General features: G+C 68.1%; 27 protein-coding genes and 1 tRNA gene. 19 read left to right on the top strand and 9 right to left on the bottom strand.

Annotated features, from left to right (window positions below; genetic code table 11):
* Nucleotides 1-43: 43 nt before the first annotated feature.
* Nucleotides 44-2,659 (bottom strand): EAL domain-containing protein, encoded by a 2,616-nt coding sequence (locus P3102_RS02965; protein WP_125788784.1) that lies wholly within the window; start codon nt 2,657-2,659, stop codon nt 44-46.
* 280 nt (nt 2,660-2,939) lie between these two features.
* Here P3102_RS02965 and P3102_RS02960 point away from each other — a divergent pair, with 280 nt between their 5' ends.
* From P3102_RS02960 to P3102_RS02940, 5 genes are all read left to right on the top strand, one after another.
* Complete coding sequence (locus P3102_RS02960; RefSeq protein ID WP_276366325.1) at nt 2,940-3,878, top strand: GNAT family N-acetyltransferase; 939 nt, start codon at nt 2,940-2,942, stop codon at nt 3,876-3,878.
* A gap of 38 nt (nt 3,879-3,916) precedes the next feature.
* Complete coding sequence (locus P3102_RS02955) at nt 3,917-4,765, top strand: SAM-dependent methyltransferase (RefSeq protein WP_276366324.1); 849 nt, start codon at nt 3,917-3,919, stop codon at nt 4,763-4,765.
* A gap of 167 nt (nt 4,766-4,932) precedes the next feature.
* Nucleotides 4,933-7,383 carry an endopeptidase La gene (gene lon, locus P3102_RS02950; RefSeq protein WP_276366322.1) on the top strand — a complete coding sequence of 817 codons (2,451 nt, stop codon included), beginning with the start codon at nt 4,933-4,935 and terminating at the stop codon, nt 7,381-7,383.
* A gap of 370 nt (nt 7,384-7,753) precedes the next feature.
* The gene (locus tag P3102_RS02945; RefSeq protein ID WP_276366320.1) at nt 7,754-8,257 is read left to right on the top strand and encodes a helix-turn-helix transcriptional regulator; all 504 of its coding nucleotides are present in this window, start codon (nt 7,754-7,756) and stop codon (nt 8,255-8,257) included.
* On the top strand, nt 8,254-9,414 hold the full coding sequence (locus P3102_RS02940; protein ID WP_276366318.1) for an alkaline phosphatase PhoX: 1,161 nt from the start codon (nt 8,254-8,256) through the stop codon (nt 9,412-9,414). The genes P3102_RS02945 and P3102_RS02940 overlap by 4 nt, the downstream gene beginning before the upstream one ends.
* Before the next feature lie 44 nt (nt 9,415-9,458).
* Here P3102_RS02940 and P3102_RS02935 read toward each other — a convergent pair whose 3' ends face one another.
* Nucleotides 9,459-10,109, bottom strand: coding sequence for a DedA family protein (locus P3102_RS02935; RefSeq protein ID WP_276366317.1), 651 nt, complete (start codon nt 10,107-10,109; stop codon nt 9,459-9,461).
* 135 nt (nt 10,110-10,244) lie between these two features.
* On the opposite strand from P3102_RS02935, the gene P3102_RS02930 reads away from it, so the two are divergent.
* Genes P3102_RS02930 through P3102_RS02915 form a run of 4 tightly spaced genes read left to right on the top strand, consistent with a single transcriptional unit; the run spans nt 10,245 to nt 12,752 of the window.
* Nucleotides 10,245-11,396, top strand: coding sequence for a sensor histidine kinase (locus P3102_RS02930; RefSeq protein WP_276366315.1), 1,152 nt, complete (start codon nt 10,245-10,247; stop codon nt 11,394-11,396).
* Nucleotides 11,387-12,031, top strand: coding sequence for a response regulator transcription factor (locus P3102_RS02925; RefSeq protein ID WP_276366313.1), 645 nt, complete (start codon nt 11,387-11,389; stop codon nt 12,029-12,031). Before P3102_RS02930 ends, P3102_RS02925 begins: the two co-directional genes overlap by 10 nt.
* A gap of 44 nt (nt 12,032-12,075) precedes the next feature.
* Nucleotides 12,076-12,366, top strand: coding sequence for a metalloregulator ArsR/SmtB family transcription factor (locus tag P3102_RS02920; protein WP_276366311.1), 291 nt, complete (start codon nt 12,076-12,078; stop codon nt 12,364-12,366).
* Complete coding sequence (locus P3102_RS02915) at nt 12,363-12,752, top strand: VOC family protein (RefSeq protein WP_276366309.1); 390 nt, start codon at nt 12,363-12,365, stop codon at nt 12,750-12,752. Before P3102_RS02920 ends, P3102_RS02915 begins: the two co-directional genes overlap by 4 nt.
* A gap of 78 nt (nt 12,753-12,830) precedes the next feature.
* Here the strand turns inward: P3102_RS02915 and P3102_RS02910 are convergent, their stop codons facing one another.
* The gene (locus P3102_RS02910) at nt 12,831-13,211 is read right to left on the bottom strand and encodes a VOC family protein (RefSeq protein WP_276366308.1); all 381 of its coding nucleotides are present in this window, start codon (nt 13,209-13,211) and stop codon (nt 12,831-12,833) included.
* A gap of 47 nt (nt 13,212-13,258) precedes the next feature.
* A complete protein-coding gene (locus P3102_RS02905; RefSeq protein ID WP_276366307.1) occupies nt 13,259-13,399 on the bottom strand; it encodes a hypothetical protein in 141 nt (46 codons plus the stop codon).
* 98 nt (nt 13,400-13,497) lie between these two features.
* Between P3102_RS02905 and P3102_RS02900 the strand changes: the two genes are divergently transcribed.
* From P3102_RS02900 to P3102_RS02890, 3 genes are read left to right on the top strand one after another with little or no spacing between them, the layout of a single operon-like run.
* Complete coding sequence (locus P3102_RS02900) at nt 13,498-14,142, top strand: TetR family transcriptional regulator (protein WP_276366305.1); 645 nt, start codon at nt 13,498-13,500, stop codon at nt 14,140-14,142.
* A 33-nt stretch (nt 14,143-14,175) separates the two neighbouring features.
* Nucleotides 14,176-15,390, top strand: coding sequence for a DUF4241 domain-containing protein (locus tag P3102_RS02895; RefSeq protein WP_276366304.1), 1,215 nt, complete (start codon nt 14,176-14,178; stop codon nt 15,388-15,390).
* Nucleotides 15,391-15,403: 13 nt separating this feature from the next.
* Nucleotides 15,404-15,616 (top strand): hypothetical protein, encoded by a 213-nt coding sequence (locus tag P3102_RS02890; protein WP_276366302.1) that lies wholly within the window; start codon nt 15,404-15,406, stop codon nt 15,614-15,616.
* Nucleotides 15,617-15,719: 103 nt separating this feature from the next.
* On the opposite strand, the gene P3102_RS02885 is transcribed toward P3102_RS02890, so the two are convergent.
* Nucleotides 15,720-16,133: a GNAT family protein gene (locus tag P3102_RS02885; RefSeq protein ID WP_276366300.1), complete on the bottom strand. Its 414-nt coding sequence runs from the start codon at nt 16,131-16,133 to the stop codon at nt 15,720-15,722.
* Nucleotides 16,134-16,322: 189 nt separating this feature from the next.
* Between P3102_RS02885 and P3102_RS02880 the strand changes: the two genes are divergently transcribed.
* From P3102_RS02880 to P3102_RS02870, 3 genes are all read left to right on the top strand, one after another.
* Complete coding sequence (locus P3102_RS02880) at nt 16,323-16,892, top strand: dihydrofolate reductase family protein (protein ID WP_276366299.1); 570 nt, start codon at nt 16,323-16,325, stop codon at nt 16,890-16,892.
* A gap of 99 nt (nt 16,893-16,991) precedes the next feature.
* Nucleotides 16,992-17,363, top strand: a complete 372-nt coding sequence (locus P3102_RS02875) for a hypothetical protein (RefSeq protein WP_276366297.1) — start codon at nt 16,992-16,994, stop codon at nt 17,361-17,363.
* A gap of 48 nt (nt 17,364-17,411) precedes the next feature.
* Nucleotides 17,412-18,173: a class I SAM-dependent methyltransferase gene (locus P3102_RS02870; RefSeq protein WP_276366296.1), complete on the top strand. Its 762-nt coding sequence runs from the start codon at nt 17,412-17,414 to the stop codon at nt 18,171-18,173.
* On the opposite strand, the gene P3102_RS02865 is transcribed toward P3102_RS02870, so the two are convergent.
* Together P3102_RS02865 and P3102_RS02860 are read right to left on the bottom strand one after the other, a co-directional pair.
* Nucleotides 18,121-18,537, bottom strand: coding sequence for a hypothetical protein (locus tag P3102_RS02865; protein ID WP_276366294.1), 417 nt, complete (start codon nt 18,535-18,537; stop codon nt 18,121-18,123). The genes P3102_RS02870 and P3102_RS02865 overlap by 53 nt on opposite strands.
* A gap of 642 nt (nt 18,538-19,179) precedes the next feature.
* Nucleotides 19,180-19,261 (bottom strand) — tRNA-Tyr (locus tag P3102_RS02860).
* A 119-nt stretch (nt 19,262-19,380) separates the two neighbouring features.
* On the opposite strand from P3102_RS02860, the gene P3102_RS02855 reads away from it, so the two are divergent.
* Nucleotides 19,381-19,872 carry a YajQ family cyclic di-GMP-binding protein gene (locus tag P3102_RS02855; protein ID WP_276366293.1) on the top strand — a complete coding sequence of 164 codons (492 nt, stop codon included), beginning with the start codon at nt 19,381-19,383 and terminating at the stop codon, nt 19,870-19,872.
* 54 nt (nt 19,873-19,926) lie between these two features.
* Here the strand turns inward: P3102_RS02855 and P3102_RS02850 are convergent, their stop codons facing one another.
* The gene (locus P3102_RS02850) at nt 19,927-20,625 is read right to left on the bottom strand and encodes a hypothetical protein (RefSeq protein WP_276366291.1); all 699 of its coding nucleotides are present in this window, start codon (nt 20,623-20,625) and stop codon (nt 19,927-19,929) included.
* A 183-nt stretch (nt 20,626-20,808) separates the two neighbouring features.
* On the opposite strand from P3102_RS02850, the gene P3102_RS02845 reads away from it, so the two are divergent.
* Nucleotides 20,809-21,957 (top strand): sialidase family protein, encoded by a 1,149-nt coding sequence (locus P3102_RS02845; protein WP_276366290.1) that lies wholly within the window; start codon nt 20,809-20,811, stop codon nt 21,955-21,957.
* Between the two features lie 53 nt (nt 21,958-22,010).
* On the top strand, nt 22,011-22,892 hold the full coding sequence (gene rfbA, locus P3102_RS02840) for a glucose-1-phosphate thymidylyltransferase RfbA (protein ID WP_276366288.1): 882 nt from the start codon (nt 22,011-22,013) through the stop codon (nt 22,890-22,892).
* A 60-nt stretch (nt 22,893-22,952) separates the two neighbouring features.
* Here rfbA and htpX read toward each other — a convergent pair whose 3' ends face one another.
* On the bottom strand, nt 22,953-23,831 hold the full coding sequence (gene htpX / locus P3102_RS02835; protein WP_276366287.1) for a zinc metalloprotease HtpX: 879 nt from the start codon (nt 23,829-23,831) through the stop codon (nt 22,953-22,955).
* A gap of 133 nt (nt 23,832-23,964) precedes the next feature.
* Here htpX and P3102_RS02830 point away from each other — a divergent pair, with 133 nt between their 5' ends.
* Nucleotides 23,965-24,933 carry a YncE family protein gene (locus P3102_RS02830; protein ID WP_276366285.1) on the top strand — a complete coding sequence of 323 codons (969 nt, stop codon included), beginning with the start codon at nt 23,965-23,967 and terminating at the stop codon, nt 24,931-24,933.
* The last annotated feature ends 25 nt before the right edge of the window (nt 24,934-24,958 follow it).

The raw sequence follows: 24,958 nt of genomic DNA, 5'->3' as shown, positions 1-24,958 counted from the left end.
CCGGTGGAGGGGCCTCGACCGGGGGGCCGGTTACCGCGAAACCTCAGGTCAGCAGGGTCAAGACGGTCTCGGAGTGCCGTCCGGGCGAGCGCGCCGTGCGGGCTTGCAGCCACGCCTCCAAGCGGTCCTCCGGCAGCGGCCGCGAGATGAGGTAACCCTGGGCCACGTCACATCCCATCGCCTCGAGCTGATCCCGCGCGACGTCCTCCTCGACGCCCTCCGCCACGACCGTGAGGCCCAGCGAATGGCCCAGTTCGACGATGGAGCGCACGACGGCGAGGTCGCCGAGGTCCGTGCCCATGCCGAGGACGAAACTCTTGTCGATCTTGACCTGGTCGACCGGAAGCTGCCGCAGGTACGCCAGCGACGAGTAGCCGGTGCCGAAGTCGTCGACGGCGAGCACGATGCCCAGCGAGTGCAGTTCCCGCAGGATCGGCAGCGCCTTCTGCGGGTCGGACATCACACCGGACTCGGTGAGCTCGAAGGTGAGCAGCTCGGGCGGGATGCCGAAGCGGTCGAGTTCGCGGGCGACCTTCGTCGGGAAGTCCTCGTCGGCCAGGTTCCGCACCGACAGGTTCACGGCGGCGGAGATGCGCAGGCCCTCGTCGAGCCACTTCCGCACGCGCTTCAACGACTCTTCGAGCACGAACGACGTCAGGACGCCGATGAGGCCTGCCGCTTCGATCGCGGGCACGAACTCGTCGGGACCGAGCCTGCCGAACTCCGGATGCACCCAGCGCACGAGCGCTTCGACGCCCTGGATCTGCCGGTTCGGCAGGGTGATCTTCGGCTGGTAGTGGACGCTCAGCTGGCCCTCTTCGAGCGACTGCCGGAACTGCGTGACCATCTGGAACCGGCGCATGAAGATCTGGCCCATGCTGGCCATGTAGCCGCGGACCTCTTCTCCGCCCTTGGTCGCGCGGACGGCGACGTCGGCGCGCTGCAGGAGCCCGTCGACGTCGACCTGGTCGTCATCCTCGGCCGACGAGGTGGCGTAACCGATCATCGCGTTGGCTTCGACGGAGAGCCGGTCCACGGGGTATGGGGCGACCAGTTCCGCGCGGAGCAGCTCCGCGGCGGCTTGGGCGCGTTCCGGCGCGCAGCCGACGAGAAGTGCCGCGAAGGACGCGCCTTCGAGCCTGGCGAGCGGAACGTCGGGACCGAGCGCGTCGCGGATCCGGCGGCCCGCGGCGATGACCATCCGATCGGCCCACACGTAGCCGAGGGCGTCGCTGACGGTGGAGAAGACGTCCAGGTCGACCCGCAGCACGACCGCGTCGACCTGTTCCCGCAACGGTTCCTTGGCGACCTGGCGGAAGCCCGGCCGGTTGAGCAGGCCGGTCAGCGGATCGTGGTAGGCGTCGTGGCGCAGGGTCGCGAGCAGGCGCCGGTTGTCCAGCGAGGTCGCGAGGTGGCTGGCCATCGTGCCGAGCAGCTGGACGTCGTACTTGCCGAAACCACGCCAGCGGGACAGCCTGTCGTGCGCCTCGACGACGCCGAGCAGCTGGTTCGCGCTGCGCAGCGGCACGACGAGCGCCTCCTGCGCGCCGCGGTCGAGCAACGCGGAGCGGACGTCGGGATTGGCTTCGGTGATCCGGAAATGCCGGACGTGCGCGCCGGGCAGGCGCAGCAACGGGTCGTCGGCGGCCGGGTCGACGGGCGGGAGTTCGTCGCCCGCGACGACCATGCGCATGGTGTCCTTGGGTTCCAGCCGCAGCCTGAGCACGACCCGGCCGGCGGCCAGCTGGTCCTTGATGCGTTCGGCGATGGTCGCCCACTCGCGGACGTCGACGCCGCCGACGAGTTCGTCGGCTCGTCCGGCGGGCCGCGCGGCGGCCTGTTGGCCGGATCGCGCGACCATCAGGCTGACGTCGGACAACGCTTCCATGTCGCGCTGTTCGCGAAGCAGATCCGAGTACGCCCAGTACAGCGCGGTGAGCCCGAGGAAGACGGCCAGCACGAGCGGCCAGGCCTTCGGCGTCCCGGAAATGACCAAATAACCGGAAAGACCGACCGAGGCGTTGACGAAGCCGACGACCAGGATGCGGCCGGTCAGCCGGATCGCGGTGCTGACGCGCATCCGGCGGCGCAGCACGCGGACGGCGGCGAGCGCGAGCAGCGTGCTGACCAGCGGCGCGGTCAAAGTGCCTGCCAGCGCGGCGATCCAGGTCATGTCGTGGGCACCGGAGGCCTGTTTCACCAGTCCTGCCACGGCGAACGCGCCGGTGATCTCCAGCAGGAAGGCGCCGGCGTTGTAGAGGACGCGGCCCGCGACCTTGCGGGCCAGCAGGGTTCCGATGCCCGCGGCGAGATGGGCGGCGAGCACGACTTCGAACGGAGCGACGAAGAATCCGATGACCAGCGGGATCTCGGTGAACGAAATCGTCCACGAGATGCCGCTGCGGACGTCGACGTTGATGCCGAGCTGTTCGGCGAGCAGGAACGCGAGCGCGAGGATCGGCCCGATCCACAACAGGTCGTCCGAAGCCTCGAAGTCCAGCCAGAGGCTGACCGCGGCCGCGGCGGCGATGCCCATGGTGAGTACCGCGAAGGTGTAGACGCGGAACCGTCGCTCGTCGGTACGAGCCTCCGTAACGGCGCCTCCCTTGCCCGCTGTCGCCTGTGCGGCGCTCCCGGGCCTGCCGTTCGTGTCCGGCATCCGACCTTCCTTCCCGGCTGCCCAACCGGTCTTGTCCCACCGCGACCTCGGGGACGAGGGCAATACGGTACCCCGGAGGGCGTACCCAAGTCCCATTCGAGACAGTATGAGATCACCCCAGGGTTAACAATGGGCGAGTCGCGCTGACCTGCGTGGACCAAGGGGTGAAATGGGAGCGTTATTCGCGTTCCTTCCGACTACCGGAAGTCACGTGACGCCACACCCCGGCCAATCTCGTGAAGTTCCCGGCGGACCCGAGAGTAGGGGCTTGAATAGCCCTATGAATAGCCACGCCATCGCCGCCGGGCATGCCGAACGGCTCGCCACCGTGGACGCCCTGCTCCCCGAAATGCCTGCACTGGAGCCTGTCGAGGGCGCCGTGTCACTCTCCGCGACAGAAGACGACTCGGCCGCCGCCGGATTGTCGGTACGCTCCGAGGCGGGTCCCGAATCCGCTGACTCTCCGTGGCGGGCCCTCGTCGAACATCGCCTCGAAGCGCGGCTCACCGGTCCTCGTCCGGAAGCGGTCTTTGACGCATTACTCACCCAATGGGATGAACATCTGAAGACCGTGTCCCCACCAGGGGATGTCGAGACGGCGGCGACCGTGGTGCGTCCCAGCCGCGACTCCCCCGGATCGGCCGAATTGCTGCGCCGCGGCTTCGCGCCGACGCTGGTGATCGCGGTCCGCCCGGCCGACCGGCTCGCCGTGACGGGACCGCCCGCCACTCCGGGAGTGCACATCCGGCCCGCCGAGGCGGATGATCTCGAAACCGCCGTCGGACTCGAACTGGAATTGCAGCGCTACGACGCGCAGTTCGGATCTGTCACCTTGCGAGACGGCGCGGAGGAAACGATCGCCGCGAACCTGTCGGAACACCTGGGCCGGGAGAACCCGACGTTGTGGGTCGCCGAGTTGTACGGGCGCGCGCTGGGCATGGTGCGGGTGCAGTTCCCCGGCGAGACGGCGTGGATCAGCGACCGGGTCGCGGCCGACCGGGTCGGCTACCTGTCGTCGCTGGCCGTGGCCGAGCCGGCGCGGTCGAGCGGGGTGGGAACGGCGCTCGCCGCGCACGCGCACCAGATCTTCGACGAGTGCGGCACCGAAGCCGTGCTGCTGCACCACGCGCTGGCCAATCCTCGCTCGACGCCGTTCTGGTACGCGCAGGGCTACCGGCCGCTCTGGACCTACTGGCGGCGCCGACCGGCGGTGCCCTGATCCCGATAGGCTCTTTCGCAGACGATCAGGGGGTTTGTGTGACGAGGGACGAAGACGCGGCCCCGGTGGCGCCCACCGGGGTCGACACCGAAAAGCCGTCCGCGGCGAGGATCTACGACTGGTTTCTCGGCGGCACCCACAACTGGGCCGTCGACCGCGAGTTCGCCCGCGCGCTGGAACGGCAGTGGCGGTGGGTCAAACCGGGCGCGCGGCACAACCGCGAGTTCATGAACCGCGTCGTGCGCGCCGCGCTGAACGCGGGGATCCGGCAGTTCATCGATCTGGGTTCCGGTGTCCCGACAGCCGGGAACGTGCACGAGATCCTCCAAGAAGAACTGGAGCCGGGTGATACGGCGAAGGTGGTGTACGTCGACTACGAGCCTGTCGCGGTGGCGCACGCGGAACTGATCCTCGAACGGCACGACGCGACCGGCTGGGCCGGGATCGTCCAGGCGGACATGCGGCGGCCGAAGGACGTCCTGCGGCATCCGGAAACGTTGCGGCTGATCGATTTCGACCAGCCGGTGTGCCTGATGATGATGGCCGTCCTGCACTTCGCCGGACCGCACGACGATCCGCCCGCGCTGGTCGCGACCTACCGGAACGCCCTGGCTCCGGGTAGCTGGCTGGGGCTGTCGCACATGAGCTTCGGCGGCCAGACCGGCGAGGACGCCGACGGGCTCCACTGGATGGTCGAGCAGTACCGGAAGACGAGCAACCCGGTGTGGATGCGGGACCGCGAAGAGATCGAGCCGCTCTTCGGGGACTGGCCACTGCTGGAGCCCGGCGTCGTCCACCTGCCCGACTGGCGGCCGATACGGGAGCTGCGACGGGACGAGAAGGGCGCCCGGCCGTTCGCCTGGTGCGGGGTCGCCGTCCACCCCTGACATCCGACCTCTGTCCGTGACGCCTCGCCTTTAGCGGGCTAACCGTGCCGCGTCTCCGGGTAGAGATCGGAGGGATGGGTGATCGCTGACGGCGAACGCGAGGAGGAAACAAACGGGTCGATCGGAGAGTTGAGCTAAGCAGACTCAACTAACCGAGGAGTGCACAGATGACCGACAACCGCCTCCTGCCCGTTCTCCCCCTCGATGACGACGTCGTGCTGCCGGGCATGATCGTCCCGCTCGACCTCGCCGACACGGAGACGCGGGCCGCGGTGGAGTCCGCCCAGGCCAACACGCCCGCCCAGGCTTCCTTCCCGGGGATCCGCTCCGGCACCGCCGCCAAGGCCGAGGTGCTGATCGTCCCCCGCGTCCATGGCGAATACGCCGAACTCGGCACCATCGCGACCGTCGAGCGCATCGGGCGGGTGCCCGGCGGCAAGACCGCGGTACTGCTGCGCGGCACCCGCCGCGCCGTCGTCGGCCGCATCGCCGACGGCCCCGGCGCCGCCCGCTGGGTGCATGCCGAGGTCGCCACCGAGACCACGGACGACAACTCGGCGAAGCTCGCCTCCGAGTACAAGAGCGTCGTCCTCGCGATCCTTCAGCAGCGTGGCGGCTGGCAGATGATCGACGCCGTCCAGGAGGTCGAGGATCCGTCCGCGCTCGCCGACCTCGCGGGCAACTCGTCGTACCTGAACACCGAGCAGAAGCTCGAACTGCTCTCCGCGCTCGATGTCTCGGCACGGCTGGAAAAGGCGCTCGAATGGAGCCGCGAGCAGCTGGCCGAACTCGAGGTCACCGACACCATCCGCAAGGACGTCCAGGAGGGCATGGAGAAGCAGCAGAAGGAGTTCCTGCTGCGCCGCCAGCTCGAAGCGATCCGCAAGGAACTGGGCGAACTCGACGGCACCGCCAACGACGACGACTACCGCGCCCGCGTCGAGGCCGCCGAGCTGCCGGACGCGGTCAAGAAGGCCGCACTGTCCGAAGTGGACAAACTGGAGCGCACCTCCGACCAGTCCCCCGAGGGCGGCTGGATCCGCACCTGGCTGGACACGGTCCTCGAACTGCCGTGGAACGAGCGCACCACCGACGTCCACGACATCGCCGCCGCGCGCGACGTCCTCGACGCCGATCACGCCGGTCTCGACGACGTGAAGGAACGCATCATCGAATACCTGGCCGTGCGCAAGCGCCGCGCGGAGTCGGGGCTCGGCCCGGCCGGTGGACAGAGTGGGATCGAGGCAGGGCGAAGCTCCGTCGAGGGTGGTGGCCGGCGAGGGGCCGGCACGGTGCTGGCGCTCGCCGGTCCTCCCGGGGTCGGCAAGACGTCGCTCGGCGAGTCCGTGGCGAAGGCGATGGGCCGCAAGTTCGTCCGGGTGGCGCTGGGCGGCATCCGGGACGAGGCCGAGATCCGCGGTCACCGCCGGACCTACGTCGGCGCGCTGCCCGGCCGGCTCGTCCGCGCCATCAAGGAAGCAGGCTCGATGAACCCGGTCGTGCTGCTCGACGAGATCGACAAGGTCGGCGCCGACTACCGCGGCGACCCGACGGCCGCACTGCTGGAGGTGCTGGACCCGGAGCAGAACCACACGTTCCGCGATCACTACCTCGAGGTCGAACTGGATCTGTCCGACGTCGTGTTCCTCGCGACGGCGAACGCGCTCGAAACCATCCCCGGCCCGCTGCTGGACCGGATGGAGCTGGTCACCCTCGACGGCTACACCGAGGACGAGAAGGTCACCATCGCCCGCGACCACCTGCTCCCCCGCGAGCTGGACCGCGCCGGTTTCGGCAAGGACGACGTCACGCTGACCGACGGCGCGTTCGGCCGCATCGCCGCCGAGTACACGCGGGAAGCCGGGGTACGCAACGCGAACCGGACCATCGCGAAGGTGCTGCGGAAGGTGGCGACCAAGGTCGCGCTGGACGAGGTCGAGCTCCCGCTGACGATCGACGCCGACGGGCTCGAGACCTACCTCGGCCGGCCGCGGCATCTGCCGGAGTCTTCGCTGCCCGCGTCGACCCAGCGCACGTCGACTCCCGGCGTGGCGACCGGGCTGGCCGTGACCGGTGCCGGCGGTGACGTGCTCTACATCGAGGCGTCACTGGCCGATCCGGAGTCCGGTTCGACCGGGCTGCACCTGACCGGCCAGCTGGGCGAGGTGATGAAGGAGTCGGTGCAGATCGCGCTGTCGTACCTTCGCTCGCACGGCGCCGAACTGGAACTCCCGGTCGGTGACCTGAAGGACCGCGGCATCCACGTGCACGTCCCCGCGGGCGCGGTGCCCAAGGACGGGCCGAGCGCCGGAATCACGATGACGACCGCGCTGGCGTCCCTGCTTTCGGGGCGGGTCGTGAAGTCGGACGTCGCGATGACCGGTGAGGTGTCGCTGACCGGACGCGTGCTGCCGATCGGCGGGGTCAAGCAGAAACTGCTGGCCGCGCACCGGGCGGGGATGAAGACGGTGATCATTCCGCAGCGCAACGAGCCCGACCTGGACGACGTCCCGGCCGAAGTGCTGGCGCAGCTGGACGTCCACGCCGTGGCGAACGTCCGCGACGTGCTGGACATCGCGTTGGCCCCGGCGACGGCTCCGGTCGCCCAAGCGGCGTAACGACGCGAGGCCGACAGCCCTGAGGCCCCGGATCCCGCCAAGGGTCCGGGGCTTTCGGCATTCCGGAATCCGGACGAACCCGGACATCGACTCACCTTAAACTCCCTATCACGTTTTGATAACGTGCATTGCGCGCCACCCAACCTGGATGTGCGCCAGGAGAGGGCAAGGTCATGAGTCAAGGAATTCTTTCCCCGTTACGGCCAAAGCGTAAGTGCGTTTCGACCGGTCAAATCGTCTGCCTGAGCGTTCTCGCCATATTCACCACACTGCTGACCTTCGCCGGTACGAGCGCATCCATCGCGGCAGGAATCGCGATCGGACTCTTCACCGCCGTCTTCAGCGGGACCGTGCCCGCACGGGCACAACGATGAACACGGAAGCGGAGTTCATGGCGCATTTACGCGAACTCCGCGACCGAAGCGGCCTCAGCATCCGCGCGCTGGCCGTCGCGACCGGTCAGTCCCGCAGTACCTTGGCCGACGCGCTGGCCCGCGACACCGTGCCCGGTAACGAAAACCAGACGAGAGTCCTGCTTCGCGTGCTGCTCCGCGCCGTTCCGGGAGAGCACGGGCTCGACGAGCATCTCGCCAGCTGGCGTCACCTGATCGGACGCCGTCACCACCGCAATGGCGGATACACACCGCTCGGGCGAATACTGCTCGCTCTGGCCGAAGCGGAACAACGCGGCGGGGCCGACGCGCCCGGGCTCCGCAAAGCCCGGGAAATAGTGCTGAGCGAAGGTTCCCTACGAAAGTTGCCTCCTCGCGGCGAATACGCCGCGAATTCACCTGGAAGTCCCGTTCCGCCCGTACTCTCCGATCCGCTCCTTCCCGCACCACCACATCAGCGGATGTCTCGGAGGCACGAGTGAAGCGACGGAATTTCTTGCGCGCGGCCGTGGTCGGCGCCGGCGTCACGGCGTTCGGAAACAGGCTCTCGGGGACGGCCCTCGCCGCACCCGCCCAGAACGGCCCCAGCCCGTACGGCGCGCTTCAGGCGGCCGACGCGAACGGGATCCAGTTGCCGGCGGGCTTCTCCAGCCGGGTCATCGCCCGGTCCGGCCAGAAGGTCGCGAGTACCGGGTACACCTGGCACAACGCGCCGGACGGGGGCGCGGTGTTCGCCGACGGCAGCGGCTGGATCTACGTGTCGAACTCGGAGATCACCCCCGGCGGCGGTGCGAGCGCGGTCAAATTCGACGCGAGCGGGAACATCACCGGCGCCCACCGCATCCTGGCGAACACGCGCCAGAACTGCGCGGGCGGCAAGACTCCTTGGAACACCTGGCTTTCCTGTGAAGAGATCGACCTCGGCTTCGTCTACGAGTGCCAGCCGAACGGTCCGGCCACGGCCGCCGTCCAGCGGCCCGCGATGGGGAAGTTCAAACACGAGGCCGCGGCGGCCGACCCGGTACGCAAGGTCGTCTACCTGACCGAAGACACCTCGGACGGCTGCTTCTACCGCTTCGTTCCGACGACCTGGGGCAACCTTTCCACGGGAACGCTGCAGGTGCTGAAGGCGGGCACGGCGACATCGGGCAGCTTCACCTGGGCGAACGTGCCCGACCCCGACGGGTCCCCCACCGCCACCCGCAACCAGGTCTCCGGCGCCAAGCGGTTCAACGGCGGCGAAGGGTTGCACTACGCCAACGACACCGCGTGGTTCACCACCAAGGGTGACAACCGCGTGTGGCAGCTCAACCTGACGAACAGCACCTACGAACTGGCTTACGACGACTCGCTGGTCAGTCCCGGTTCGGCACCGTTGACCGGGGTCGACAACGTCACCGGCACCTCGTCGGGCGACCTGTACGTCGCCGAAGACGGCGGCAACATGGAGATCTGCATCATCACGCCGAACGACATCGTGGCGCCGTTCCTGCGGGTCGACGGCCAGAGTTCGTCGGAGATCTGCGGTCCCGCGTTCACCCCCGCGGGGAACCGGCTGTACTTCTCCTCGCAACGCGGCACCTCCGGTTCGTCCTCCGGCGGGATCACCTACGAGGTGACCGGCCCCTTCCGTTCCTGACCACCGCGTGCGGTGGCGCCCGGACCAGGCGCCACCGCACCGGCTCAGGCATTCGTGCGCCTCTTCTCACGCAACCGGGTCACCACGAAGAGGACGACCGCGACCGCGACGGCGGCGAGCACGAAGTATTGGAAGAACCCGGCGTACTTCTCGACCAGGTGCCAGCTCTCGCCGAGGCCGTAGCCGGCGAGGACGAACGCGGTGTTCCAGATCAGGCTGCCCAGCGTGGTCAGGGCCAGGAACCGCCAGACCGGCATGCGTTCGATCCCGGCGGGCAGGGAGATGAGACTCCGGAAGACCGGCACCATCCGGCCGAAGAACACCGCCTTGGGACCGTGCTTGTGGAACCAGGCTTCGGTCTTGTCGAAGTCGGAGGTCTTGACCAGCGGAATCTTCGCCATCCAGCGGCGCGTGCGATCGCGGCCGAGCAGCAGGCCGAGGTAGTACACGACGACCGCGCCGGCGACCGAGCCGAAGGTGGTCCACACCAGCGCTTCCACCAGGGTGAACGTTCCCTGGCTGGCGGAGAACCCGGCCAGCGGCAGCACCAGTTCGCTCGGGATCGGCGGGAACAGGTTGTCCAGTCCGACGATGATCGCGGCACCAGGACCTCCCAGTGAATCCATCAGTGACACTGCCCAGCCGGCGAGACCGCCCATCGATTCGTTGGCGGTTTCGGCGAGGAGGAGGTTCATGGCGGCCTTTCGTGGTCGTCTGCGGGTACCAACGAACATACGAATTGCCCGGGTTCCGCACCCTGGGGTGAAGCGGCACAAATCACTGAGGAAAACCGCAGTACCGACCTTCGGATACCCCGCTAACCTGGCCCTATGCCTGTCCCGGCAGCGATGCGCCGCTACCTGCGCAAGATGGTCCGCGGCACGCTGGGCCTGGCGATCGGCGCCATGACAGCGGTCGCGGAGTTCTTCTATGTGCTCTTCGGCGGCATCGCACTCGCGATCCCCGCGTTGCGGCGGCCGGTCTTCTCGGGCGCCCGCGCACTGTCCGAAATGGAGCGGCAACGGCTGGAGAAGTACTTCGGCGTGGAGAACGCGACGGATTACACCGGACGCCGCGCGATGGCCTATCTGATCCCGCGGTGTGTGATCGGGTTGCTCAGCGCCGGGATCTTCGGCCTGATCCTGCTGGGTGCCGGATCCGGTCTCATCATCGGATATCAGCTCCTCGACGGCAGGTCGCCGGGCGGTGACGCCCCGGCCGACTGGTACGACCCCGTCACCACGTCGCTTTTCGGCGCGCTGCTCGTTTTCCTTTCCCTGCAAGGACTCATCGGGGCCGCGACACTGGACCAGAAGCTGGCGACGAGCTTTTTCGGCCCCAGCAAAAAGGAACAGCTGCGCCGCCGGGTCTCCGAACTCGCGACCAGCCGGGCGGAGGTGGTCGAGGCGGTCAACGGTGAGCGCCGCCGGATCGAACGAGACCTGCACGACGGCGTCCAGCAGCGGCTCGTCGCGCTGGGGATGCTGCTCGGCCGGGCGCGGCGCGCCGGCGATCCGGGCCACGCGTCGGAGCTGCTCCGGCAGGCGCACGAGGAATCCCAGCGTGCCCTCGAGGACCTCCGCGAGGTCGCGTGGCGGGTGTATCCGATCGCGCTGGACTCGGACGGGCTGCACCCCGCACTGGAAGCGCTCGCGGAACGCTCCGGGGTACCGGTCCACCTGCGGGTCGACCTGCCGGAACGGCCACCGGCGCCCGTCGAGACCGTCGTCTACTTCGTCGCCTCCGAAGCGGTCACGAATACGATCAAGCACGCCGCGGCGACGCGGATCGACATCGAGGCCGAACGGGACGGGGACCGGGTGTGGGTGCGGGTCACCGACGACGGCACGGGCGGGGCGTCGGAGTCCGGCGGCGGTCTCTCCGGCCTCGCGATGCGTGTCGCGGCCGCGGACGGAGAGTTCACTGTGGACAGTCCGCTCGGCGGGCCGACCGTGGTGACGGCGGTGCTGCCGTGCGGGTGATCCTCGCCGAGGACTCGACCCTGCTGCGGGAGGGGCTGGTCCGGCTACTGGCCGAAGAGGGGCACGAGGTCGTGGCGTCGGTCGGCGACGGTGCCGCACTCCTCTCGACGACCGCCGCGTATCGGCCGGACGTGATCGTCACCGACGTCCGCATGCCGCCCACCCACACGGACGAGGGTCTTCGCGCGGCACTCGAGATCCGGAAGCGCTGGCCGGAGATCGGTGTCCTGGTGCTGTCGCAGTACGTCGAGAAGCGCTACGCCGCCGAGCTGATCACCGGTGACGGCGAGCGCGTCGGCTATCTGCTGAAGGACAGGGTCGCCCAGGTGGGCGAGTTCCTGGACGCGCTCGACCGGGTCGCCGCAGGTGGGGCGGCGTTCGATCCGGAGGTGGTCCGTCGGCTGCTCGCGCGGACCACGCACACCGACCCGCTCGCGAAGCTGACCGCCCGGGAGCGTGCGGTGCTGGAGAAAATGGCGCAAGGTCACACGAACGCCGGAATCGCCGAGTCGCTGTTCGTGTCGCTGAGCGCCGTCGAGAAGCACGTCAACGCCATCTTCGACAAGCTCGGACTGGCCACCACCGCCGGCTACAGCCGCCGCGTCCTCGCCATCCTGCGCTACCTCGGGTCCTGACCGCCGAGTTGACAGGCAAGTGGTCACTTGCCTATAACTGAGTCATGGACGGCGACCTGTTCAAGGCGATCGGCGACGCGACGCGGCGCGCAATCCTGGACGAGCTGACCGAAAAGGACGGTCAGACCCTGTTCGAGATCTGCGGCAGGCTGACCATGAAACACGGCTTGAACTCTTCGAGACAGGCCATCTCACAGCATCTCGCGATGCTCGAACAGGCGGGCCTGGTGCATACCCGGCGACAGGGCCGCTACAAATTCCACCACCTCGACACGAGCCCGCTGCGGTCGATCGTCGAACGGTGGCTCATCGACCGAAAGGAAACGAACCCGTGATCCGGATCAACATCACCAGCGTCTTCGTCGACGACCAGGCCAAGGCACTCGCCTTCTACACCGAGAAGCTGGGGTTCACCAAGAAGCACGACGTGCCCACCGGTGACGCCCGCTGGCTCACCGTGGTCTCCCCCGCCGCTCCCGACGGCGTCGAACTGCTGCTGGAGCCGGACGGCCATCCGGCGGCGAAGCCGTTCAAAGAGGCACTGGTGAGCGACGGCATCCCGTTCACCCAGTTCGCCGTCGACGACGTGTACGCCGAGGTCGAACGGCTCAAGGGGCTGGGTGTCGAGTTCACCCAGGACGCCGTCGACATGGGGCCGGTGGTCACCGCCGTCTTCGACGACACCTGCGGCAACCTCATCCAGCTCGCCACGATGAAGTAGGTCCGGCGACGACAAGGCGAGGCTTGGTCCATTGTGGACCAGGCCTCGCCTTGGTTTATCGAAAGACGGAGTGATTCCCTACTGCTGCACCCATTCCACGAGTTCCACGGGAACACCGTTGGGATCGGTGACCATGAAGAGGCGTTCTCCCCAGGGCTCTTCCCGCAGCGGCAACGTGATCTCGACACCTTCGTCGCGCAGGCGCTTCTCCTCCGCTTCGAGGTTCTCGACCGTGAAAGCCACGATCACGCCGGACGCGCGCTGCTGCCGCAGGCTCTCCGGCAAGACCTCGATGCCCGCCTGAAGCAGCACGATGGTCACCTTCGCGGTTTCGTGCCCGAGGGAGACGAAACCCTCCGCGGCCATCTGCTCGGTGAAGCCGAAGTGCTCGGTGAAGAAACGGCTGGAGGCGGCGACGTCGTCGACGGTCAGCGAGACGGTGGAGGCAAGGACGTTCATGGGCTATCCCCTTCGGTCGGCAGTGCGTTGTCGGATGAGCTGATCGGTCAGTACGACCGGCGGCGCGGGACGCCGGTCGAGCGGCGCACCGGCATCGAGCGGCCGGGGAACGGCTGCTGACGACGGTCGTTCCGGCGGCGCTGGGCGCGGTTGGTGCCTTCGTTGCCTTGGGGGATTCGAGCGGTCAAGGAGCCTCCTTCTCTCACTGCTTGGTAGTACGGACGTAAGTTTACATTCGGACTACCGGAAGTCAAGGATATTTTTACGACGGTGGTAAACTTCGCCCATGACCAGCATGGATGTGGGTTTGCGAGAGCTCAAGAAGCAGGAGACGCGGCAGCTGATCTCCGACCAGGCGACGCTCCTCTTCATCGAGAAGGGCTTCGAGGAGACGACGATCGCCGAGATCGCCGCGGCGGCGAGAGTCGCCAAGAAGACCGTCACCAACTACTTCGCGCGCAAGGAGGACTTGGCGCTCGACCAGCACGAGGAGTTCACGGTCGGGCTGGCGAACGCCGTCCGCGAGCGGAAAGCGGGCGAGTCGGCCCTGGCCGCGCTACGGCGAACCTTCCTGGACGCGGTGGCGGAACACTCGCCCGTGATCGGCTTCACCGGGCCGGTCTTCGCGAAAATGGTCCTGGAGAGCCCGACCCTGACCGCGCGGCTGCGTGAACTGCACGAACTGCGGGAAGCGGCACTCGCCGAACTGCTCGCGACCGAGACCGGAGCCGACGCGAACGACGTCACCCCGATCATGGCGGCCGCCGAGCTCAACGCGATCGACCGCGTGCTCTTCCGGGAGGTTCTGCGGCGCTCACACGCCGGCGAAAGCAACGAGGAGATCGCGAAGACGCTCACGAAGGCGACCCAGCGGGCTTTCGAACTGTTGGAGCCGGCCTTCGGTGACTACGCGATCCGCGAGAAAGCGTGAGTTTTGTCGGGGATACCCGCTAGGTTTCGCTGCATGTCTGAGGGGACTTTGCTGGACGTCGTCTACTGCGAAGGCTGGGATCCGGCCGCCCGCGCGTTGATCGGGAGGCTCTCGCCCGGCACCGCGCGGAAACGCGACGCCGCCGGAGAGCAATACGCCGTCGCGCTGGTGCGTCCCGGCACCGAGGTGCCACTGGTACTACTCGAAATCGCTTGGAAGCACTGCTACGCCCGCTCGGTGCAGTTCGACGAGCTGGGCAGACGCCGGGGTTTCTTCGAGTTCCGCGTGCTGGAAGACAGCGCGCTGTTCCTCATGAAGGTCGAGCAGTGGACCTACCGGTTCGACGACCAGGAGGAGTTCGACAAGAAAAGCGCCGGCCGCACGGAGATGTCCTTCGGCCCGGACGGCAAGGGCTGGATGCATCAAGCACCCCAGGGTTACGGCGGCGGTTCGAGCAGTGGCCAGGTGACCAAGCAGGTATCGGAGCTGACGATGCCGAAGCCCGCCTTCGGCGACTGGGAACCACTCGCGAAGTCGGGGCCGCTGACCCTTCGGACCCCGGACGCTCCCGACACCGATCCGCCGCTGCCCGTCGAGGAACGCCCCTGGCGGCCGTCTGTCCCGCTGCGCCCTTCCGGCATGGACGAGATGTTCACCGCGGGCACGCGCTTCTCGCTGAGGGGAGACCACGGCCTCGTCGAGGTCGAGCTTCGGGACGCGGGAAAGCTCCGCATGCCCAGCGGCAGGCTGGTCGCGTCGGACCCGTCCTTCCTGGACACGGACACCGAGCACTTCACCGTCACCGTGCCTCCTGGCGAGTACCGAGTCGAGGTGTCCGTGCTCCGGTTCGTCGACGAACCCGAGCACGAACGGGTCGCGGCAGCGAAGCTCGTCGTCGCCGACGTTCCCGTCGCCACCTGGGAAACCGCGCTCTGGGCGGGACAGCACGCGCTCTTCCTCGGAGACGGGGAATTCTATGGTTACGGCGTGGACAGCGGCACGGGCTGTTTCGCCGATGCCACGGCCCTCCCCGAGGAAATGGACGACGATCTCCTGGAGAAATTCGAGGAGGTGGATCCGTACATCGACGTCACCCCGGAGGGTGCGGACGGCAACGTCATCGCCTTCACCACCGGCTGGGGAGACGGGAGCTACCCGACCTGGATTGGCCGTGCGGCCGACGGCACACCGGTCTGTTTCGTCACCGACATGCTGATGCTCGATCACGCGCAGGTTCAGACGGCTTGAGAAGGATGGCGCCATGGCTTTCACAGAGGAGGAGATCGCATACCTGCGCTCGCAACCCTTGGCCCGCTTCGCGACCCTGTCCGAGGACGGTGAACAGCCCGACGTCGTCCCGTTGGCGTTCGAGTTCGACGGGACGCACTTCTGGGTCGGCGGCGTGGCGCGTCGGTCCTCGCGACCCGGAAGTTCCGCAACCTCCAAGCAGGGCACCGCAAAGTCGCCTTGCTGATCGATGATCTGGTCTTACTCGACCCGTTCGTCGCCCGCGGCGTCCGGATCTACGGTGAGGCCGACGATCCGGCCGAACGGATGGGAGCCCTCGGCCCTGGCATCTACGCGCGTGTCACGCCGAAGGTGTCCTGGAGCTGGAACATGGCGGGCGAACCCGCGGGTGAGGCCTGGTACTCGTCGAGGCGCGCGGTGCACGGCGAGACGTAGCCGAGCATGTCCCGTAGGGCACCGCCGATTTCGTGCCGGGCGGGCAGCGGTCCTTCGTTCCGATAGCCCGCTTTCTCGGCCGCGCGAACGGAGCCGTGATTCCACGGCTCGATCCGCTCGATGCCGGGGACGGCCCAGGCGAACTCGGTGATCGCCTTCAGCGCGTCGGTCGCGGAACCGCGCCGCCGTCGCTCGGGCGAGATCGAGAAGACCATGATCCCGATGCTTTCGGACAGCTTGCGCGGCCAGAGTCCGATCGTGCCGACGGCGGTTTCGTTCGCGGCGCGAGGGCCCTGCCGCCGTCGCACCCACGCTTCGGCTTCCTGACCGGTCGGCCACGCGGGGAGCCCCCGGATGAGCGGGATGTGCGAGTCTCGCCGAGTTCGAGGGCGAGCCGGACGTCGGCTTTAGTGAACTCGCGGAGAACGACGGATCCGTGGGCGGGCGGCTCGGTCATCGGTCCATTCTTGTCGGTGGCCGGCGGTATGGTCCGGTTCATGCGAGAGCTGATCGTGACGGAGAACAGCACGATCGACGGCGTCGTCGAACTGGCGGGTGACTGGTTCAGTCCCGGCGACACCGATCCGGACGTCGACCAGTCGGATGTGCTGGCCACGCTCCGCGAACAACGTGAGAACGCCGACGCGTTACTCCTCGGACGCGTCACCTTCGAAGACATGCGCGGGTACTGGCCGAAACAAACGGAGGACACGACAGGTATCTCGGCTTATCTCGACTCGGTGAGCAAGTACGTGCTCTCGAGCACGCTGACGGAGCCGGAGTGGGAGAACACCACGGTGCTCTCCGGTGAGCTGCGTTCGGAGATCGAGCGGTTGAAGGCCGCCGAAGGCAGGGACATCGTGACGACCGGCAGCATCTCGCTGGTGTGGGCGCTCATCGCCGAGGGCCTCGTCGACGAGTATCGGCTGTTCGTCTATCCCGTCGTGGTCGGCGAAGGCCGCCGGTTGTTCGAGGGCCCCACCGGGGTCCCGAAGCTTCGGCTGGTGGAGGAGCGGCCGTTCGCTTCCGGAATCGTGCTCCTGCGGTACCGGGCCGCCTCGAGCTGATGCTTCACCGGGTCGTACGGCGGGAATTCCGCTGCTCATCGACCGCTCGGTAGGGTCGTATCCCGGCTTGGCGGCGGGAGAGCGACGGAGGTGGCGGGGGTGGTCGACGCGTCGACGTTCACGGCCGAGGTGTTCCGGCGCGCGGCGGAACGGCCCGACGTCCCGCCGCGGCTGGCCCGGGCGGCGGACTGTGTCCGGGACGGCAAGTTCAGCTGGGAGGAGGTCGCCGCCGGGAGCTGCGAGCACCCGATCGCGCAGGCGCTGTTCGTGCCCAGGGCACAGGAGAAGCTGTGGCCGCTGCTGGCCGAGGTCGCCGCGCGTCTCGAGGCCGAGTCCGCACCGGCCGCACCTCGCCGTGCCCGGAGAGCACCCACGACGGACGACGACTTCAGCGAGTACACCTACCTCGAGGACCTGGCCGAACCGAACAGGCGTCCGGCGTGGCCGCACAAGCGGGATCGCGGCCGGTGACGAAAAACGGGATGAAAAGCGCACGGTCGCGGCGTAGCGTCGGCGACCGTGATCGGTGAGACGGAGACGGAAGACGACCCGGCGGACGGCTGGTTCCCCGAGAGTGTCGCCGCAGGCTATGACGCGCCGGGTGGAGCGAACGCGCCCGAAGTGGTGACCTCCGCGGTGGACGTCCTCGAAGACCTGGCCGACGGGCCGGTGCTCGAGTTCGCCGTCGGGACCGGGCGGATCGCGATCCCGCTGGCCGCCCGCGGCGTGCCGGTGCACGGCATCGAACTGAGCCGGGCGATGGCGGGGCGGATCGCGGACAAACCGGGTGGCGACGCCGTCGAGGTCACGATCGGCGATATGACGAAGACGCGGGTGGCCGGTCAGTTCTCGTTGGCATACCTGGTCTTCAACACGATCGGCAACGTCACCACCCAGGACGGGCAGGTCGACGTCTTCCGCAACGCGGCCGCCCATCTGCGGCCGGGTGGGTTGTTCGTCGTCGAAGTGGGCCTGCCGGAGCTGCGCCGCCTGCCACCCGGGCAGGACATCGTCCCGTTCGCCCTGGCACCCGGCTATGTCGGATTCGACCAGTACGACGTGGTCACCCAGGAGTTCACGTCGAACCATGTCACCGTGTCACCGGACGGGCAGGGGCGGTTCCGCCGTATCCCCTTCCGGTATGTCTGGCCCGCCGAACTGGACCTCATGGCACGTATCGCCGGGATGCGCCTGAAGCACCGCTGGGCGGACTGGGATCGCTCGGAACTCACCGCCGAGAGCACCAAGCACGTGTCGGTCTGGGAGCGCGCACCGCGCTGACGGTCAGGCCGCTCGCGGAGATCTGCTCGTGGCGATGGTCAGCGCGCGGACGGCGAGTGGGAGCAACGCCCACAATGCCGTGATGAGGTAGCCGTTTCGCGTGGGGAGTCAACACGCCGTCCGGGGTGGTCGCGGCGAGCAGCAATCCGGCGAGTGCGCTACCCGCGGCCATCCCGATGCTGCGGGTGATCTGGTCGATCGAAAGCACGCTCGCTGTCTCGTCCGGGGGCACACCGACGAGAACGAGCTTGGGCATCACCGCGAAGACCCCTCCCACAGCGAAGCCGAGCAGGGTGATCGCCAGCAGGACAAGGACGAGCGACCGGTCGCCTGCGGAAAGCAGGGCGCCGGCCGCGGCGATCACGATCGAGGTCGCGTACGTCCACCGCTCGGTGACGCGCGATGAGACGCGGCACCGCCTTTCCCGCGGCGAATCCGAGCAGCGAGAACGGGATCAGGGCGGCTCCGGCGGCGAGGCCGGGAAGCGCGAATCCGTAGTGGGCACCGTCGGGTGTCCGCACGTAACGGGTGAACTGCAGGTGCAACCCCGCACCGGCCACGAGTATCGCCACGTTCGCGCGCAGGAGGGCCCCTGGCCGGGCAACCGAAGGTTCACCAGCGGCACCGCGGTACGCAGTTCAAGGACGGCCCACACCGCCAGGACCGCGGTGGAACCGGCTAGAGGACCACCGGCCGGCCACGGAGCCGACCAGATCGCGGGTTCGGCGATGACCAGCAGAACTCCGAGCGTGCCGAGTGCGAGGAGTACCGCGCCGGCCACGTCGATCCGGGGCGGCTCACCCGGTACCTCAGCCGACAACGCCCCGCGCCCGCCAGCGCCGCGTCCACCAGCGCGGGGCTCAACCTGGCGGAGACGTCCGTGCGGAGACCCATCCGGTCAGCCACGGCCAATTAAGTTTACTGGTTACTAACTACGTCGCTCCCGCGAATCCGCCAGCCATGACAGAAGCGGCCCCGTGACTTGGTCACGAGGCCGCTTCCGGTGTGGCGAGTGAGGGATTCGAACCCCCGAAGGCTGTGCCGTCTGATTTACAGTCAGATCCCTTTGGCCGCTCGGGCAACTCGCCGTGGCCGGGTGACCCCGGCCGAGACGAAAGAATACCCAATGCCGTGGCGGGCCGGTCAACCGGGTTCCGCAGGGCTAGGGTGGAAGCTCCTGACAAGCGAGTACGAGGTGTGAGAACACGTGGCGGATCCCTCTTTCGACGTGGTGAGCAAGGTCGATCGCCAGGAGGTGGACAACGCCCTGAACCAGGCCGGCAAGGAGCTCGGTACGCGGTTCGACTTCCGGGGTACCGGGACCAAGATCGACTGGTCCGGTGAGGAAGCGATCACGATCGAGTCCGAGACCGAGGAGCGGGCGCTGGCGGCGGTCGAGGTCTTCAAGGAGAAGCTGATCAAACGCGGCATCTCCCTCAAGGCCTTCGAGGCGGACGAACCGGCGTTGTCCGGCAAGATCTACAAGATCGGCGGCAAGATCCTGCAGGGGATCGCGTCGGACAAGGCGAAGCAGATCGCCAAGTTCATCCGCGACGAAGGCCCCAAGGGGGTCCAGGCGCAGATCCAGGGCGACCAGTTGCGGGTGTCCGGCAAGAAGAAGGACCAGTTGCAGGACGTGATCGCCTTGCTGAAGGGCAAGGACTTCGAGATCGCGCTGCAGTTCACGAACTACCGCTGATCGCGGTACCGGCAAAGCCACCTTCGGAAGCCCCGGAGGTGGCCTCCGTCCTGTCTAGGACGCGGTGACCGTCCAGGTGCCGTCGCCTTCCAGCGACACGAAGGCCGGACCGGACACGGGCACCCGCCCCTGGTAGTCGCCGAGCTGATTCACGGGGAGCTCCGCGTAGTCGCCGCTGCGCACCCACACCGCGGTGTTGCCGCTGCCCTTGGTGGTGACGGCGACCGACGAGACGGCGTCCGGCACGGAGAAGACCGCGTCGCGCTTGCCCGAGAGCGGTTTGCCCGGCGCCAGCACGGGCAAGCCGCGTTCGTCGGTGATGGTCAGCGTCCAGGCGGCGTTGGCCTTGACGGTGAACGTCTTCGCCTGGTGGTCGGGCATGTCGTTGATCCACTGCGTGCCCTTGTACGGGCCGACGTCGTTGACGACCAGCTCGTTCTCGGTGCCGACCGCGACGTGCCCGGAGCACTTCGGACAGGCGAAGGTCACGAAGCCGATGCGCATCGGCCAGGACATGGGGACCGACGCGTTCCCCTTCCCCGAGTGTTTCTCCTCCGGCTGCGGTCCGGGCGGCGGGGTCGTGGTGGACGTCGGCGGCGGGGTCGGGGTTGGAGTCGGGGTCGCCGAAGGTGTGCGCAGTCCTTCCGGAGCGGCCGCCTGCGGGACGACGCGGCCCAGGTTCGGCGGCGAGCAGGCCGGCAGCCCCACGGTCAACAGCGCGGCGCTCAACGCCACGCCCCAGCGTCTGATCACTTATTCCCCCCGGTCGGACCCGCCATCCGATCTTCGTCGGCCGATAGCCCAGCGTTACCGGGCCACCCGGCCGAGCGATTCGAGACACTCGGACGTGGGTTTCCGGCGCGACGCTTTCGACGGAGTCTTGAACGGACGATTACCCGTGTTGTAATCCGGCGATCGCGTTCGAGGAAGGTCCCGATGAAGCGCTGTTCCAGCACCGCACTCGCCTTCGCATTGTCACTCACGGTGATCGCGTTCCTCTTCGCCCCCGCGCAGGCCGCTGAGCGGCACCAGCTCGTGCCCGGCTACGGCTCGTATCCGCGGCTCATCCGCCTCGAACACTCCTCCCTCGGCCGCGGCCGCATCCTGGCGTCACTGACCAGCGAAGACGCGAACGGCAAGTTCACCCCCATCATGGAAAGCACCGACGAGGGCGAGACCTTCCACCAGATCGGCGAGGTCCGCGACCGGGACGGTCGCCGCGGCCTGTGCTGCGGGACGCTGTACGAGCTGCCGCAACGGGTCGGCAGGCTTCGCGCGGGCACCTTGCTGTGGGCCGCGAGCTACCGGCAGGACGCCGGTCCGCAGCGGCGGATCGGCATCAAGATCTGGTCCAGCCGCGACTCCGGCCGCACGTGGTCCTACCTTTCCGAGGCCGCCCGCTCGCACAACTACGACGGCCTTTGGGAACCGGAGTTCACCGTCGACGCGGGCGGCACCCTGTGGCTGCACTTCGCCGACGAGACCGAGGCGCCGCAGTTCGCGCAGGTGCTGAACCGGGTGGCCTCCACCGACGGCGTGAACTGGGGCACCAAGCAGCGCACGATGGCCATCCCGCCCGATCGGGTGCGGCCGGGGATGCCGATCATCCGGCGCCTCCCCGACGGCCGGTACTACCTGGCCTACGAGATCTGCAACTACCGCGACCGCTTCTGCGACCCGTACTTCAAGATCTCCTCCGACGGCGCCAACTGGGGCGATCCACTCGACCCCGGCACCCCGGTCACCACCGCGAACGGCAACTACTTCCAGCACGCTCAGACGATCACGCTGTTCCCCGGCGGCCCGAACGGGGTGCGGCTGGTGATGGTCGGGCAGATCTACACCGACGCGGCCGGTGTCCCGCAGGACAAGAACGGCAAGGTCCTGCTCGTCAACGACGACTTCGGCGCCGGGAACTGGTACGAACTGCCCGCGCCGATACACGTCACCGGCATCCACGACGACTTCTGCCCCAACTACAGCTCGACGCTGCTGCCGGTCGACGACGGGAAGAACGTGCTGCAGATCTCCACCGAGTACAACTTCGGCTGCAAGGCGTATTTCGCGAAGGGACCGGCGGTCTGAGCCGCCCGGTAGGGTGAAGCCTCGAGCGATCGGCTACGAAGCGGGGGCATCGCATGAAGGGCATCGTCCTGGCCGGGGGCAGTGGGACGCGTCTGCATCCCATCACCCAGGCGATCTCGAAACAGCTGCTACCGGTCTACGACAAACCGATGATCTACTACCCGATCTCGGTGCTGATGTTCGCCGGGATCCGCGAGATCCTGATCATCTCGACCCCCGTCGACCTGCCGCACTTCCGGCGGTTGCTCGGCGACGGCAGCCAGTTCGGGCTCAGCTTCGGCTACGCGGAACAGGCCGCCCCCAACGGGCTGGCCGAGGCGTTCGTCATCGGCGCGGACTTCGTCGGCGATGACGACGTGGCGCTCGTGCTCGGCGACAACATCTTCTACGGCCAGGGGTTCTCCAGCAGGCTTCAGGCCGCGGTGACCGCGCTCGACGGGTGCGTGCTGTTCGGCTATCCGGTCAAGGATCCGCAGCGTTACGGCGTCGGCGAGATCGACGCCGACGGCAAGCTCCTGTCCATCGAGGAGAAACCCGAGACGCCGAAGTCGAACAAAGCCATCACCGGCCTGTACTTCTACGACAACCAGGTGATCGAGATCGCCCGCGACCTCAAGCCCTCCCCACGCGGTGAGCTCGAGATCACGGACGTCAACCTCGCCTACCTGCGGCAGGATCGCGCGACCCTGATCGACCTCGGGCGCGGGTTCGCCTGGCTCGACACCGGAACGCACGACTCGCTGCTGGAGGCCGGCCAGTTCGTGCAGGTCCTGGAGCACCGGACGGGGGTCCGGATCGCCTGCCTCGAAGAGGTCGCGCTGCGGATGGGTTTCATCGACGCGGACCAGTGTTTCGCGCTCGGCGCGAAGCTGGCGAAGTCCGGCTACGGCGAATATCTGATGAACGTCGCGCGCACTCAGGGTGCTACCGGCTGAACGGGACGACGTCGTCCCGCCACCTTGGGGGCGGGATGCGGGACCGGCGCAAGTAGGTGACTAATTGCGTGGGTCAGTAGGGCGGTGGGCCATCTCTTCGAGGCGACGGATGCGCTCGTCCATCGGCGGGTGGGTCGAAAAGAGTTTCGAGAGGCCTTCGCCCGGCCGGAACGGGTTCGCGATCATGAGGTGCGACTGCGACACCAGCTTCGGCTCCGCGACAAGCGGTGCCGCCCGGGTGCCCCTGTCGAGTTTCCGCAGCGCGGAAGCCAGTCCGAGCGGGTCACCGGTGAGTTCCGCGCCCGACGCGTCGGCCTGGAATTCCCGCGAACGGCTCACCCCGAGCTTCACGATGGCGGCCGCGATCGGCCCGATCAGCACCAGGAGCAGCGCGACCAGGGGGCTGTCGCCGTCTTCGCGGTTGCCGCCGCCGAAGACGCTCGTGAACATCGCGATGTTGGCGAGCACGCTGAGCACGCCCGCCAGCGCGCCCGCGACGCAGGAGATGAGGATGTCCCGGTTGTAGACGTGGGACAGTTCGTGCCCGAGCACCGCCCGCAGTTCGCGCTCGTCGAGCAGGCCGAGGATGCCGGTGGTGCAGCACACCGCCGCGTGCCGGGGGCTGCGGCCGGTGGCGAAGGCGTTCGGGGCCGGGGTGGGGCTGAGGTAGAGCCGCGGCATCGGCTGACGTGCCGTGGTCGCCAGCTCCCGCACGATCCGGTACATCACCGGCTGCTCGGCCTCCGAAACCGGTCGCGCGCGCATGGCCCGCAGCGCCAGGCCATCGGAGTTGAAGTAGGCGTACGCGTTCATCGCGAGCGCCACCAGCAGGCCGACGATCAGCGCCCCCCGGCCGAAGAAACCGCTGATCCCGATGATGAGCGCGGACAGCACACCGAGCAGGACGACGGTCTTCAGCCCGTTCTGGTGTTTGTGCACGACGTCCCGCTCCTTTCTTCGTCGAGGATGGGGTTTGCTCATCGAAACAACGCGATCGGGGGACGCGAAGTTCCTTCACGTGCCTGGTTCGCGAGTTATCGTCGGACCCCGGAGCGATCATGGGGAGGCGCCGGTGCGAAGACCCGAACTGAGCCGCCGAGCCCTGTTCACGCTGGCCGCGGCCGGCGCGTCCACCCTCGTCCTCGCGCCGGCGGCCCGAGCACAGAAAGTACTTGTCGTCGAGGTCGGGGGCACCCCGGAGGCGATCGCGGTGAATTCCGTCACCGGCTTCGCGTACCTCTCGGACCCGTCCACCGGCACGATCGTGGTGCTCGATTCGCGCAGCGGCACCATCGGCGACGTCATCCCGGTCGGCGGCGAGCCCGCCGGGCTGGCCGTGGACACGGTGACCAACCGGATCTTCGTCGCGAATCCGCCCGGCGGGACCGTCCTGGTCATCGACGGGCGGGCCAACGACGTCGTCAGCGTGGTGCCGGCCGGTCCCGGAGCGTCCAGTGTCGACCTCGACGAGCAGGCGAACCGCATCTACGCGGTCAGCGCGCTCACCGGGACGCTCGCCGTCCTCGACGGCGTCGGCTGCCGCCTGCTGAACCTCGTCCCCGGGCCCACGCGGGGGTTGTCGTCGACGGCGGTCGACAGCGCACGCAAGCTCGCCTACTGCACCAGCACCGACACGGACTCGCTGGAGGTCTTCGACATCGGCGCCGGGAAGTTCGCCGGCGGGATCCCGGTGGGCAAGTCACCGACCGGGGTCGCCGTGCACCACGCGTCCGGGACGGTGTTCGTCGCGAATTCGGCGATCCATCATCTGTCCGTCGTGGACCCTGACACACGCGAGGAGACGGCGACCGTGCTGTTGCGCTCGGAGTCTTCGTCGGTGGCGGTCCACGAAGGATCGAACACGGTGTACTCCAACGGAGGGCCGAACGGTATCGCCAGGATCGACGGGGTGACGAACCTGCTCACCGGTGACCTGTCCCTCGGCGTGAACCCCGGCGCGGTCGCGATCGACCAGCGCACCCGAACGGTGTACGTGGCGGATCCCTTGCGCGGCAGGGTTTCTTTGATCAGGGACTTCTGAGGCCGGAGCGGGCATGATGGCGGGG

Origin of the sequence: Amycolatopsis sp. QT-25 (assembly GCF_029369745.1) — a bacterium.
GTDB lineage: Bacteria > Actinomycetota > Actinomycetes > Mycobacteriales > Pseudonocardiaceae > Amycolatopsis.
Note: the sequence above shows the minus strand (reverse complement) of the source record. Positions and strands in the feature narration are given on the sequence as shown.

Bases quoted from the DNA above. Each gene is read 5' to 3' on its own strand.
- P3102_RS02960 (WP_276366325.1), top strand. From the start codon at position 2,940: ATGAATAGCCACGCCATCGCCGCCGGGCATGCCGAACGGCTCGCCACC.
- rfbA (WP_276366288.1), top strand. From the start codon at position 22,011: ATGAAGGGCATCGTCCTGGCCGGGGGCAGTGGGACGCGTCTGCATCCC.
- P3102_RS02965 (WP_125788784.1), bottom strand. From the start codon at position 2,659: ATGCCGGACACGAACGGCAGGCCCGGGAGCGCCGCACAGGCGACAGCG.
- lon (WP_276366322.1), top strand. From the start codon at position 4,933: ATGACCGACAACCGCCTCCTGCCCGTTCTCCCCCTCGATGACGACGTC.
- P3102_RS02890 (WP_276366302.1), top strand. From the start codon at position 15,404: ATGGCTTTCACAGAGGAGGAGATCGCATACCTGCGCTCGCAACCCTTG.
- P3102_RS02845 (WP_276366290.1), top strand. From the start codon at position 20,809: ATGAAGCGCTGTTCCAGCACCGCACTCGCCTTCGCATTGTCACTCACG.
- P3102_RS02945 (WP_276366320.1), top strand. From the start codon at position 7,754: ATGAACACGGAAGCGGAGTTCATGGCGCATTTACGCGAACTCCGCGAC.
- P3102_RS02880 (WP_276366299.1), top strand. From the start codon at position 16,323: ATGCGAGAGCTGATCGTGACGGAGAACAGCACGATCGACGGCGTCGTC.
- P3102_RS02910 (WP_276366308.1), bottom strand. From the start codon at position 13,211: ATGAACGTCCTTGCCTCCACCGTCTCGCTGACCGTCGACGACGTCGCC.
- P3102_RS02935 (WP_276366317.1), bottom strand. From the start codon at position 10,109: ATGAACCTCCTCCTCGCCGAAACCGCCAACGAATCGATGGGCGGTCTC.
- P3102_RS02920 (WP_276366311.1), top strand. From the start codon at position 12,076: ATGGACGGCGACCTGTTCAAGGCGATCGGCGACGCGACGCGGCGCGCA.
- P3102_RS02900 (WP_276366305.1), top strand. From the start codon at position 13,498: ATGACCAGCATGGATGTGGGTTTGCGAGAGCTCAAGAAGCAGGAGACG.
- P3102_RS02895 (WP_276366304.1), top strand. From the start codon at position 14,176: ATGTCTGAGGGGACTTTGCTGGACGTCGTCTACTGCGAAGGCTGGGAT.
- P3102_RS02930 (WP_276366315.1), top strand. From the start codon at position 10,245: ATGCCTGTCCCGGCAGCGATGCGCCGCTACCTGCGCAAGATGGTCCGC.